The organism is Streptomyces sp. NPDC058371, from assembly GCF_042723265.1.
In the GTDB taxonomy this organism is placed as follows: domain Bacteria; phylum Actinomycetota; class Actinomycetes; order Streptomycetales; family Streptomycetaceae; genus Streptomyces.
In genome coordinates this window covers 104,466-113,683 of sequence record NZ_JBHXJC010000021.1, presented here as the reverse complement: position 1 = coordinate 113,683, position 9,218 = coordinate 104,466, and the positions used below count along the sequence as shown (strand labels likewise).

The window sequence follows — 9,218 nt, the reverse complement described above, 5'->3', positions numbered from 1 at the left end:
GGACCCTAGACAAGTCCCATCGTTGCAGGTCAGGAGCACTCTCCGCTTATTTGATCAAGCCTCGGACACCCCACCTCGTGAAAGCGCGAGGCTAGCGGACATCGCTGATCGACGCCGGCCCCGAGCCCGAACCGCCTCCTCAGGGGATGCGGTTCAGGCAGAACCGGTGCCGAGAAGACCGAACAGGGACGCGCGCAGCTGTTCGACGAACGCGGTGCGGGTCTCGTCGTCGAGCAGCTCCAGGGACAGGTACGGGTTGAGGTCCTCCAGTTCGACCAGGAGAAGTTCGCCGCTCGGCGCGCGGCAGGCGTCGACCCGCTGGATGCCGTGCCGAATGTCGTTCCAGTCGATGAAGAGCTGGGCGAACTCCAGGTCGTCGGCGGAGGGTTCGTACCGCTCCAGGTCCCAGCGGCGCTCGGGCCGGGGCGCGTACAGGGCGTACTGGAAGGTGTGGTCGACGAAGTAGAACGACACCTCGTACCGGAACCGGATGCGCGGCTGGACGAGCACACCGTCGTAGGTGAGCTCGTCCAGCCGGTCGCGCGTGATGAATTCCAGACCGATGGAATCCGCACCCGCCTTCGGCTTGACGACGTACTCGTCGGTCGTGGGCAGCCGGGCGATGTCCTCGGCGCGGTCGATGGTGGGGATCACGGGACGACCGGCGGCGCTCAGCTCCACCAGGTACTGCTTGCCGGCCATGTCGGCCTTGCCCGTCAGGCCGTTGTGGACGAGCGTGCCGCGCCGGGCGGCCTCGGCGCGGAAGGAGTCGTACGCCTGCTGGTAGTGCAGGACGGGTCCGCTGTTGCGGACCACGACCACGTCGAAGGCGTCCATCAGCGCGACCGCGTCGAGGGGATGGCACAGCGCGATGTCGAAGTCCGCGCGCAGCCGCGAGGTGAGGAAGATGTCCTCGTCGCAGTACCGCCGCCCCTTGGCCTCGTAGTCGAGGTCGGTGACGTACAGGACCCGAGGCCGGTCGGCTGGCATGTTTCTCCTGGTGAGCGGGGGTGCACCGGAGACTACCCGCCTCTGGGGGCGCGAGTTGTGAGCGTCCCGGTGGGCGGCAGTGCGCCCGGGGCGACCGGTCTTCGGCCATGCGATGCCAGGCGCGTCGACCGCCGGGGGTGACCCCGCGAGGCGGCCGGAACAGGACCGTCCGCGATTGGCCGGGGATCGCCCTGGCCGCTCCGGTCGTGCGTACGTACGATACGGGTCGCTCCCCGCCTTCACAGCTCCTTCACAGGGTGGGGGCGAGCTCATGCACGCACTTGGCATGTGCATGACGTACCGGTTTCTCTGCCTGATCCCTGCACGTGGTCCGTGACGGCTCCTCGCTCACGCGGTGGGCCGCACCCCCCAGATTCACGGCGGCACGGTCTCCCGTACCGCCGGAACGCCAACGCAAAGGATTGGACAACCATGGCTGGTGGGCTCCTTCTGAGCGGCGCGATCGCCGCTCTCTTCGCCACTGCGCTCCCTGTGCAAGACCCCTCCTCCGGGTTCACCGACCCGCCCCCGGACAAGATCGTCATCAAGGTCGCCACGGTGAACGGTTCCGGCTGCCCCCAGGGCACCGCGGCCGTCGCCGTCTCCCCGGACAACACCGCCTTCACGGTGACCTACAGCGACTACCTGGCCCAGGTAGGAGGCAACGCCGACCCCACCGCGTTCCGCAAGAACTGCCAGCTCAACCTGATCGTTCACGTGCCCGCGGGCTTCACGTACGCCATCGCCAGCGCGGACTACCGCGGGTTCGCCGCACTCCAGCGGGGGGCCAGCAGCACCGAGAAGGCGTCGTACTACTTCCAGGGCTCACCGAGCACGGCCTCGAGGACCCATCCCTTCAGCGGGCCCTACGACGACAACTGGCAGGCCACCGACACCACAGACTGGGCCCAACTGGTCTGGGCACCCTGCGGAGTGCAACGGAACTTCAACATCAACACCGAACTCCGGGTCAGCGCCGGGACGTCCACTCCCGGCAGCAGCAGCTTCATGACCATGGACTCGACCGACGGTGACATCAGCACCGTCTACCACCTGGCCTGGCAGGTGTGCCCCCACAACTGACCCTGTCCCGTCCCACCGGCTCTGCCGCATCGGAGCCGGTGGGAACGCGGGCGAGGAGGTCCGGTCCCGTGACGGGCCGGTGGAGATTTGTGGGACGCCGGCCCCTTGATTCGGCCTCCGGAGGGAATGGCGGCCGAATCCGTGATCGGCGGGGTTTGGAGCGGCATTCCGTGGTCAGCCGTAGTGGTAGATCGCAATGTCGAAGCAGTGAGGATGTGAACTGCAGTGGCCGAGAACAAGAAGGCGCAGGCCAAGACCGACGAGGCCAAGGGCAAGATCAAGGAAGTCGCCGGCCGTACCGTCGGCAACGAGCGGCTGACCGCTGAAGGGAAAGCGGATCAGGTGAAGGGTGACGCCCAGCAGGCCAAGGAAAAGGCCAAGGACGCCTTCCGGCACTGAGGATCACCAATTCCGATGGGCCCGCCGCGCGTTCTTGTGGCGGGCCCAGCGCTTTTTCGGAAGAAAGCGGAGCGCGGCCGCCGGCCCAGCGACGCCGGACGGATTCCGGCCATGCGACGAGGTCACACGATCAGGCAGAGGAGCGAAGGATGTGCGGGGAACACCGGACGCACTCCACCGACACGGCGGCTCTCCCGGAGCGGTCGCGCTCAAGTGGGCCACGCAGCCCGGCCGAGGCACGCCAGGCGGTCAGGCACGCCCTCGAAGGGCGATTCCGCGGTCGCGGCGGCCCCGGCGATGACGACGTCGTCGGTGACGCCCTGCTCGTGGCGTCGGAACTCACGACCAACGCGATTCTGCACGGTGGCGGTGTCACGGACTTCGAAGTGACGCTGGTCGACCGCGAACTGCGGCTGTCGGTGAGCGATCGGAGCGATCAACTGCCCCTGACGGCGCGGCGCGTCGACGAACGGGGGCGCCTGCGGGTCGGCGGCCATGGCTGGCCCATCATCTGTCGCCTCGCGCGCGACATCGTCGTATCGACGCTGCACAACGGAGGAAAGCGCATCACGGCAGTGGTGCCGCTCTCGCCTGCCTGAGACCCTCCGGTCGCAACCGCCCGAGGTTCCTCGGAAGCGGGCTTTTACCAGAATTCCGCGACCCAGCCGTATGCCCCGGATCGCAGCGCTTATGCCGTGCGCCCGAAAGCATCCGAGCCGTGGAAGTGACCCTGCGTATTCGCCCTATTCGGCCGGGGTGGCCTCTGTCTCCGGGGTGTACGCCGTTGGAGGTGCGAACCCTTCTGTTTGATCGCAGGATGGCAGGGCAACCGAATTTCGTGCTTCGGACCGGAGGCGCCCCAGCGGGAGCAGTGTGCCGCCTCGGCCGTCCTTCGGTGGACCGGCGGCACCGCATCCCGCGGTCATACCCAGACAGCACCGTGGAGGAGCGATTTCGCATGCTCACCGACGTATCCGCCCGCCGTCCCACCGGCTCGGCCCCCAGCAGGACGGCCCCCAAGCGGCCCCACGACGATGCGCCGGACACCGCGTCGGCCTTCGCACGGCTCGTCGAGCTGAACGAGGGACACGAGCGCGACACGATCCGCGACGAATTGGTCGAGGCCTGGCTGCCGATGGCGCATCGCATCGCCAGTCGCTTCCGTGACCGAGGCGAATCGATCGAGGACCTCCGCCAGGTCGCGGCGCTCGGCTTGGTGAAGGCGGTCGACCGCTTCGACCCGTCGCGCGGAGCCTTCGAGAGTTACGCCGTGCCGACCATCACGGGTGAGATCAAGCGGCACTTCCGCGACCGCATGTGGGCGTTGAGGGTCCCGCGGCGCGTGCAGGATCTGCGGAACAAGGTGCGGATAGCCCGGCGGGAGCTCGCCCAGAGCCCAGGATCCCGGGAGCCGTCCCTCGCCGAGATCGCCGCCCACACCGGACTCACCGAAGAGGAGGCCGGCGACGGGATGGAGGCGCTGGAGAGCTTCAGCACCCTGTCCCTGGACGCCGAAATGCCCACCGGGGACGACGGATACAGCCTGGCCGACACCCTGGGCGGGCCCGACTCCTCCTTCGACACCGTGGTGGACCGCGAGGCCGCCAAGCGGGGGCTGAGCCGCCTCCCCGAGCGGGAACGCGCCATCCTGTACATGAGGTTCTTCGAGGACATGACCCAGGGCCGCATCGCCGACCGGCTCGGGATCTCCCAGATGCATGTCTCCCGGCTCATCAGCAGCAGCTGTGCCCGCGTGCGCGCCGAGGCGCTCGGCGAAGGCACGCGGCGCAGGAACTCCGGGGAGACGCCGCAAACCGACTGATCTACTCCACGCTTTCGCCGAAAGTGCACTTCCGCCCCGCCCAGGACAGGCCTGGCCCGATGGCCACGTGACCGAGGAGTACGAACATGTTGATGCCCCACCCCGAGACGCTGCGCAAGCTCGTGCAGGAATACGAGGCGGTCGTGGCCCAGGAGGCCGCCGAGGGCACGGGCAGGCCCGGTCGGCGGGCTCAGGACCTGGCGTACACGCTGTGCGTCTCGACCGGTACCCGCGACGTGCGGTCGGCGCTGGCGGAGGCCCGTCGTCAGCTCGCCGCGGCGACTGCGCCGGCGCCGTCCGGGGCACCGTCGGCACCTCATGGGACGTCGACCGGGCGCCGCCTGATCAGGAGCGGCCGAAAGGCCGGAGTGAGCGCACCGGGCGAGGAGACGGCCGCGATGAGCGACTGACCCCGGCGAGGAGACAGCCGCACCTGCGACTGCCCCTGGGAGGGGCGCACATGTGACGGACCGGCCGCACGGGATGCGGCCGGTCAGTCGCCCGTACGCCCCTCCCAGCGGGGCCTGCGGGGACCCCGGGCGAGGCGTACTCCGTCAGTCGCCGACGATGCTGCGGATGTTCTCGATGGAACCGCAGCCCGACTTCAGCCGGCGTGCCCGCTCCTCCAGGAACGCCGCTCCGAGTTCCTCGCGGCGCTCCATAGCGACGTTCTCGCGGGCGCCGTTGAGGATGGTGCGCTCTTCTTCGTCGGTGTGGTGCGCGATGGCCTCGACCAGGTCTTCGAGCTTCTCGTCCCAGTCCTCGGAGCCGACCTCGTCGACCTCCAGAAGCGCGAGAAGCGCCTTGTTGCCCTCCTCGTGCTCGGACTCGCCGTGCTCGACTTCCTCGTTGTCGATGTCCTTGTACCGCTTGAGCGCGGGGTAGACCTCGGCCTCCTCCGCCAGGGCGTGCGCGATCAGCAGGTCAGCGAATTCCTTGAGCGCGGTCGACCTGTCGGCCTCGACACTGCGCATCTTCCGGAACAGGTCCTCCATCCTCCGGTGATCCTCAAGAATGAGTTCGACGACATCTTGCGTAGTTGCCACGGTGCGGCTCGCCTTTCGTGGGAGAAGATCTGTCCACTCACGCGAATACCCCTGTCGGCCGGGACCAGTACGGCCAATGCGCCGCTTGGCGCAACGCGAACAACTTCACCACCGAAACAGACGAAGTCCCTTGAACAAGGAGGAAAGTTGCCGGACTCGGGAAAAGACGCGAGCTCCACGGACACCGGGCGCGACGAGACCGAGGAGGAGAGGGCCGACCGCAAGTGGGGCGAGCTCATCCAGGAGATCCGGGTGGCCCAGACGGGCGTGCAGATTCTGTTCGGCTTTCTGCTCACGGTCGTATTCACCCCGCGCTACGCCCAGTTGCGGGATGTCGACCAGACCATCTACATCGTCACGGTCGTCCTCGGCGCCGCGGCCACCGGTGCGCTCATCGGTCCGGTCTCCCTGCACCGGATCGTGTCCGGGAGGCGGGTGAAACCGCAGGCGGTGCGATGGGCTTCGCGCCTCACGTTCGCCGGGCTCGTACTGCTGCTGGCGACCATGACCGCTTCGCTTCTGCTGATCCTGCGGGTGGCCACCCATGACGGCTATGTGCCGTGGCTGGTGGCGGGGGTCGTCGCCTGGTACCTGATCTGCTGGTTCGTCCTGCCGTTGTGGGCCCGCTACCGCTTCACCACTCCCTGACGGCGCGGTGCGGCCGGCAGACCCGGTCGCCGGGGGGCACGCGCGCGCCACGCGCGTGCCGGTCGTCAGGCCGTCAGCGCGTGGGGCGACGGACCGGCCGCTCGAGGTGTGCCGGCCGCTCGGGGTGTCCCGGTCACCCGGGGTGTGCTGCGCGGGGTGGCCCGCACCGGGTACGTGGTCTTCGCCGGGTCGACTACGGGATCGCCGAGCACTATGCGGCCCGTCGCGTGCAGTGCGTCGCATTCGTCGGTGGGCAGGGCCACGTAACACCCTCCGCGCCCCGGCTGTGAACCGACGGCCTGCCAGTAGCCGTAGCGGCGGCGGCCGTTGGCGTGGACGGTGAGGCAGACGGGGACGCGCTGCTCGGTGATCAGACGCAGGACCTCGGCACCACGGGAGCTGAGCGGAGTCCGGGGGCGGGGGAGGGCTCGGAGCATCGTCACCGGCCTCCGGCCGTGGCCCGCGGCTCGGCGCAGCGGTGGAGAGAGGGCGTCATGTGCGGGCAGCCTTTCGACGGACGTGGTTCGATCGCGTCCCGCGCGGAGCGGTGACGTTCTCGCTGCTCGGCATTGTCGCGTCGAGCACTGACAACGCGGGCAGGGCAGAGCTTCTGAGCAGTACCCCTGTCAGCCGGATGCTCACATTCCGGCCGTCCACACCTGACCGCGGGCGTCTGTCTGCGCGGGGACCAACGGGACGGCCGCGGCGGACTCTCGTACGCCCTGGGCGGAGCGGGGCAGCCGGCCGGGACTCTCGTACGGCACGGGTGGGGCAGCCGGCCGGGACTCTCGTACGGCAAGGGCGGGGTGGGACAGCCCGCCGGGGATCTTCGTACAGTCTGGACGGAGCGGGCAGCCGGCCGGTCACCAGGGCAGGAAGGCGTGCACGTCCTTGCCATCGGGCCGCACCACCACGCTGACCTGGTCGCAGAGCGTGTGGATCAGGTGCCAGCCGATGCCGCCACCGCCCTCCTTCGGATGGAAGGGGCGAGGCGCGGGCGGGGTGGTGCTGCTGTCCCGCACCGTCACATGAACGCCGTCGTAGGTGCGGCGCATCTGGAGCTCGAAGGGGCCGGGGGCGTACTGGACCGAGTTGGCGGCCAGCTCCGTGACCACGAGCAGAATGTCGTCCCAGTACTCGGCCGCGCTGGGCGGTGACGCCCGCGCGAGAAGGCTCAGATAGCCCTCCGCCGTGAGTCGCGCATCGGTCACGTTGCGCAGCTGACCGGCGAAGGCGCTGGTGAGCGTGTCGATCTCCTGACGTGACAGTTTCTTGTCCCAACTCGGATCGCTTGCCATCTCGCCTTCCCGGATCTGGCCCCCGGGATGCCTCCCTCTGCTCCCGGCTCGTCGCCCCGGCCGCGCGCCGGGAGACATGGGCGCCGGGACGCCCGCTGGTCATGGGGCCGGCCGGCTGTCGCTCCCGCCGTGCGCGTTGCAGGGCTTGCCCGATCCGACCCTCGACGCGGGTGCTCTGCCTACGCCGCGGTGTCCCGGGACCGTCGGGCGGTCGCGCGCCGCCTCAGCGCACGCCGTTCGTTCTCACTTGTACCACCCCATACGCCGATGCTCTGGCCCGTGTCGAGCGCCCACTCCAGGCATTCTTCGCGTACCGCGCATCCCCGGCAGACGGCTTTCGCCTCCAGAATCTGCAGGAGCGCGGGGCCTGTGGCGCCGATGGGGAAGAACAGATCGGGATCGACGGTGCGGCAGGCCGCGGCGGCGCGCCAGTCGTCCATGAGGTCCTCCTGCGATCGCGGTCGTGTAGGTCGGTGCGGTCTCTTTCGCCTTTCGGGTCACCCCTGATCGCACAGGTGAAACAGATATGTCGAAGAGCTTCGAACTGCTTGAATGTTGAGCAACCGCGGAAGGCGGTGCGTGGACCTGTGGGGCGCCGAGACCGTAGGTCCCGGTACGGCGCGGCGGGGCCCCACCGGTGGCAAGATGGAAGCGCCCGGTGAGCGACGACGGCGGTTCGGCGAATAGGCAGGTGGGAGATGTCGCAAGAGCCAGGCGAGATCTGGGAGCAGTTCGCCATCGGCCTGGCCGACATGGCGCGGGACCTGCTCGCCCAGGACTCGGTCCAGGGGACGCTGGACCGGATCGTGGAGCACGCGGCAGTCCTGATCAAGGGGTGCGACGAGGCCGGCATCCTCACCGTGCGCCAACGCGAAGTCAGTGCTCTGTCCGCGACGAGCGACGTGGTGCGCACCGCGGACAAGATTCAGCAGGACCTGCAGGAGGGCCCCTGCTTCGACGCCGTCACCGACCGCACGCAGGTCTACGCCATCGAGGACATGCGCCGGCCGCACGAGCGCTGGTCCCGCTTCGCGCCCGAGCTGAGGAAGCTGGGCATGGGCAGCATGATGGGGTTTCTGCTGTTCACCGAGGACGACGAGCTCGGTGCGCTGAATCTGTACTCGCACACGCCGTACACCTTCGACGAGACGGCACAGCGGGCGGGCTGGATCCTCGCCTCCCATGCGGCCGTGGCGTTCTCCGCGGCCCGGACGCACCAGCAGCTCGGTCACGCGCTGGAGACGCGCCACGAGATCGGCGAGGCCATGGGCATCCTGATGGAGCGTCATGGCCTGACTGAGGAAACGGCCTTCAAAGTCCTCAAGAAGGCCTCGCAGGACCACAACGTCAAACTGCGTGAGATCGCCCGCCAGATCTGCAAGACCGGCGAGAAGCCCGCCTGAGAACAGCGCGCCGAGCCGCTCCGCGCGGTTGTCCCGCAACTCCGGTGGAATACGGCGACCATTGCCGGGCACCCGGAAGGTCGGGAAACGAAGAGCGCCTTGATTCACAGGCTGCTATCGCCAACTGCACCGACAGCGGGAGAATCTGATGACGAGTTACGGCGGTTCCTCTGCCGCGTCCTCCGGATCGCGCACCAACGGTCTGGCCATCGCGAGCCTTGTCTGCGGCATCATCGGGCTCATTTTCTTCAATTTGATTCTCGGCCCCCTCGCGATCGTGTTCGGCGCGATCGGAATGCGTCAGACCGCTGCCAAGGGCGGCGGCGGAATGGCGAAGGCCGGTCTCATTCTGGGTGTCGTGGATCTGATTGTCTTCGCGATTCTTGTCGCCGTGGCCGCGTCCAACGGCGGCTTCACCTGGTACATCGGCGGCTGACCGGCCGCACTGCTCGGCATGGCCGTGGGGGGGGGAGAAGGGGGAAAGATAAGAGAGGGCAACACAACCGACGGGGACAACGGGGAGGAAGAG

At 68.5% G+C, this 9,218-nt stretch carries 13 protein-coding genes; 8 read left to right on the top strand and 5 right to left on the bottom strand.

Annotated features, from left to right (window positions below):
• Positions 1-153: 153 nt before the first annotated feature.
• Positions 154-990 (bottom strand): hypothetical protein, encoded by an 837-nt coding sequence (locus ACFWM2_RS37855; RefSeq protein ID WP_383290062.1) that lies wholly within the window; start codon positions 988-990, stop codon positions 154-156.
• A 432-nt stretch (positions 991-1,422) separates the two neighbouring features.
• Between ACFWM2_RS37855 and ACFWM2_RS37850 the strand changes: the two genes are divergently transcribed.
• The 5 genes from ACFWM2_RS37850 (at position 1,423) to ACFWM2_RS37830 (ending at position 4,704) form a co-directional block, all read left to right on the top strand.
• Complete coding sequence (locus tag ACFWM2_RS37850) at positions 1,423-2,073, top strand: DUF4360 domain-containing protein (RefSeq protein ID WP_383290059.1); 651 nt, start codon at positions 1,423-1,425, stop codon at positions 2,071-2,073.
• A 225-nt stretch (positions 2,074-2,298) separates the two neighbouring features.
• Positions 2,299-2,472 carry a CsbD family protein gene (locus ACFWM2_RS37845; protein ID WP_383290056.1) on the top strand — a complete coding sequence of 58 codons (174 nt, stop codon included), beginning with the start codon at positions 2,299-2,301 and terminating at the stop codon, positions 2,470-2,472.
• A gap of 149 nt (positions 2,473-2,621) precedes the next feature.
• Positions 2,622-3,071, top strand: coding sequence for an ATP-binding protein (locus tag ACFWM2_RS37840; protein ID WP_383290053.1), 450 nt, complete (start codon positions 2,622-2,624; stop codon positions 3,069-3,071).
• Between the two features lie 359 nt (positions 3,072-3,430).
• Positions 3,431-4,294: a SigB/SigF/SigG family RNA polymerase sigma factor gene (locus tag ACFWM2_RS37835; protein WP_383290050.1), complete on the top strand. Its 864-nt coding sequence runs from the start codon at positions 3,431-3,433 to the stop codon at positions 4,292-4,294.
• Between the two features lie 86 nt (positions 4,295-4,380).
• Positions 4,381-4,704 carry a DUF5133 domain-containing protein gene (locus tag ACFWM2_RS37830; RefSeq protein ID WP_383290047.1) on the top strand — a complete coding sequence of 108 codons (324 nt, stop codon included), beginning with the start codon at positions 4,381-4,383 and terminating at the stop codon, positions 4,702-4,704.
• Positions 4,705-4,848: 144 nt separating this feature from the next.
• Here the strand turns inward: ACFWM2_RS37830 and ACFWM2_RS37825 are convergent, their stop codons facing one another.
• Positions 4,849-5,340, bottom strand: a complete 492-nt coding sequence (locus tag ACFWM2_RS37825; RefSeq protein ID WP_383290044.1) for a hemerythrin domain-containing protein — start codon at positions 5,338-5,340, stop codon at positions 4,849-4,851.
• Positions 5,341-5,487: 147 nt separating this feature from the next.
• On the opposite strand from ACFWM2_RS37825, the gene ACFWM2_RS37820 reads away from it, so the two are divergent.
• A complete protein-coding gene (locus ACFWM2_RS37820; RefSeq protein ID WP_383290041.1) occupies positions 5,488-5,988 on the top strand; it encodes a DUF6328 family protein in 501 nt (166 codons plus the stop codon).
• A 65-nt stretch (positions 5,989-6,053) separates the two neighbouring features.
• Here the strand turns inward: ACFWM2_RS37820 and ACFWM2_RS37815 are convergent, their stop codons facing one another.
• From ACFWM2_RS37815 to ACFWM2_RS37805, 3 genes are all read right to left on the bottom strand, one after another.
• Positions 6,054-6,425, bottom strand: a complete 372-nt coding sequence (locus tag ACFWM2_RS37815) for a hypothetical protein (RefSeq protein ID WP_383290038.1) — start codon at positions 6,423-6,425, stop codon at positions 6,054-6,056.
• Positions 6,426-6,851: 426 nt separating this feature from the next.
• Complete coding sequence (locus ACFWM2_RS37810; protein ID WP_383290035.1) at positions 6,852-7,286, bottom strand: ATP-binding protein; 435 nt, start codon at positions 7,284-7,286, stop codon at positions 6,852-6,854.
• 179 nt (positions 7,287-7,465) lie between these two features.
• Complete coding sequence (locus ACFWM2_RS37805) at positions 7,466-7,726, bottom strand: WhiB family transcriptional regulator (protein ID WP_383290032.1); 261 nt, start codon at positions 7,724-7,726, stop codon at positions 7,466-7,468.
• A gap of 258 nt (positions 7,727-7,984) precedes the next feature.
• On the opposite strand from ACFWM2_RS37805, the gene ACFWM2_RS37800 reads away from it, so the two are divergent.
• On the top strand, positions 7,985-8,689 hold the full coding sequence (locus ACFWM2_RS37800; protein WP_383290029.1) for a GAF and ANTAR domain-containing protein: 705 nt from the start codon (positions 7,985-7,987) through the stop codon (positions 8,687-8,689).
• Positions 8,690-8,837: 148 nt separating this feature from the next.
• Positions 8,838-9,125 carry a DUF4190 domain-containing protein gene (locus ACFWM2_RS37795; protein ID WP_383290026.1) on the top strand — a complete coding sequence of 96 codons (288 nt, stop codon included), beginning with the start codon at positions 8,838-8,840 and terminating at the stop codon, positions 9,123-9,125.
• Positions 9,126-9,218 lie beyond the last annotated feature (93 nt).